Source organism: Microbacterium sp. MYb62, from assembly GCF_002979475.1.
Classification (GTDB): Bacteria; Actinomycetota; Actinomycetes; order Actinomycetales; family Microbacteriaceae; genus Microbacterium.
In genome coordinates this window covers 1-1694 of sequence record NZ_PCOY01000050.1, presented here as the reverse complement: position 1 = coordinate 1694, position 1694 = coordinate 1, and the positions used below count along the sequence as shown (strand labels likewise).

The following is a 1694-nucleotide window of genomic DNA, read 5'->3' as shown; positions in this document are numbered from 1 at the left end:
GGTCGTGGCGCGTGTTCTGGAATATCACGTTGATCGGGGTTTTTCCGGGTGGGAATGTCGGTGGTCCCGGGTTGACTGGGGGTATGAACACTCCCGTGGAGCTGCTGGGCCAGGTCGTTGCTGATCTGGATGTGGTGTTGCGCTCTGATGTGGTGGCGGGGTTGTCGGATGACGTGAAGATGGACCTGTTGCGGGTCGCGGGGCAGGTGCAGCGGCGGGTGGAGGCGGTGGTCGTGGAGACGGTCGCGTCGGTCGATGCGCGCCCGGCGGGGTCGGGGGAGCTCGGGTTCTGTGGGATGTTCGGGTGTCGGAGCATGGGGGAGTTGTTGCAGCGGGTGTTGCGGACGGATGCGGCCGGTGCGGGGCGGGTGGTGAAGGTCGCGAAAGCGGTCCGCCGGGAGGTGGGGTTGTCGTCCGGGGGCTGGTTGCCGGCCCGGTGGCCGGCGTTGCGGGGCGCACTGGTGGAGGGGACTGTCGGTGTGGTGGGGGTGTTGGCGGCGATCGGGCCGGTGGAGCAGGCCGGGGCGCGGGTCGGGACCGGGGACCGGTTGCTCGCGGATGCGGAGCTGGCCGCGTATGCGCGCGGAATCCCGGTCGCAGATCTGAATGCTGACTCCCCGGGGAGTGCGGGCGTCGAGGGCGATGTCGCTCCATCAGCGACGCCGGAAGATCTGCGGATTCTGGCGCAGGTGATCGTGCAGTATCTGGACCCGGATGGGGCGGAGCCTGCGGACGACATCGCGATGCGTGCGCGGGGGATCGTTCTCGGGCGTGTGAAGGACGGGGTGATCCCGATCCGGGGTGGGTTGCTCCCCGAAGTCGCGGGGCAGTTGCAGCGGATCTTCGACGCGTACCTGAATCCGAAAGTCGACGGGCCGCCGCTGCCCGGGGTGATGTTCCGTCCCTCCGACGACACCGACGCGGACCCTGCGGGGCCTGCAGACAACACCGACCCGACGGGGACGGACGACGGTGCAGACCCGGGGGTGTTCTCTGGCAACACCGACCCGACGGGGACGGACGACGGTGCAGACACGGGGGTGTTCTCGGGCAACACCGACCCGACGGGGATGGGTGACGGTGTGCTGCCGTCCGGCGATCCGGGGCGGGTGGTCGATCCGCGTTCGCGGGCGCAGAAACAGCACGACACCCTCGCCGCGGTCCTCGGGATCGCGGCCCGCCACGACGACATGCCGAAGCTGGGCGGTGCGGCACCGACCCTGGTCGTCGCGGTCACCGCCGACGACTACACCACCGGGCGCGGGTGGGCCCACGTCGAGGGCGTGGACACTCCCGTGCCCGCCCGGGTCGCCGCGCACACCGCGTGCGCGGGCGGGGTGCAACGGGTGCTGTTCGACCCCGCAGGGCGCATCATCGGCATCCACACATCAGACCGCGTCTTCAACGTCCATCAACGCCGCGCGATCACTCTCCGCGACAAAGAATGCCTCATCCCGGGCTGCCACGTCCCCGCGACCTGGTGCGAGATCCACCACGTGCAAGAACACGCCTACGGCGGACCCACCCACACCGACAACGGCGCCACCCTCTGCTGGCACCACCACCGCACCCTCACCACCAGCGGGTGGGAGATCCGCATGCACAACAACGTCCCCCACGTCCGCGGACCCGCCTGGTGGGACCCCACCCGACAATGGCGCACCCCACAACCACCCGCACCACGATCCACCGCG

The 1694-nt window shown here is 70.0% G+C and carries 1 protein-coding gene; it reads left to right on the top strand.

Going from position 1 to position 1694, the window contains the following annotated elements:
* On the top strand, positions 1-1694 hold a 1694-nt coding region (locus CQ042_RS20215), incomplete at both ends, for an HNH endonuclease signature motif containing protein (RefSeq protein WP_146115451.1).